Source organism: Tenacibaculum larymnensis (genome assembly GCF_028829235.1).
Taxonomy (GTDB): Bacteria; Bacteroidota; Bacteroidia; order Flavobacteriales; family Flavobacteriaceae; genus Polaribacter; species Polaribacter larymnensis.
In genome coordinates this window covers 1-301 of record NZ_JAIWJY010000049.1, presented here as the reverse complement: position 1 = coordinate 301, position 301 = coordinate 1, and the positions used below count along the sequence as shown (strand labels likewise).

General features: G+C 43.9%; 1 pseudogene. It reads right to left on the bottom strand.

Annotation, left to right across the window (positions count from 1 at the left end):
- Positions 1–301: pseudogene (locus tag LCI24_RS16960) on the bottom strand (hypothetical protein); the annotation flags it as partial.

Sequence of the window (301 nt, the reverse complement as noted above, 5' to 3'; positions counted from 1 at the left end):
ACCTACCTGTTGGTAGAACTCAATCCCCAAACAAGAGATAACGCTTACTTCTGCATCAGTAACCACGCCCCCAGGTATAGTAGCTGTCAACGTGATAGCAGAGCTATTGCTACCCAAAGGCTTTACCGTATCACTTGCTACAATACCAATGCTGTTTTGCTCAGCAACTACAGGTTCATAAGTACTTGCTCCCTCATCGTAGGTGTAGTCAGAAACTAACCCCACCGCAGCTACTAACTTAAAATGAGTAGCTCCTGTAGGTGCAACAATAAAATTAGCAGGTGTAAAAGCAGGAATATCA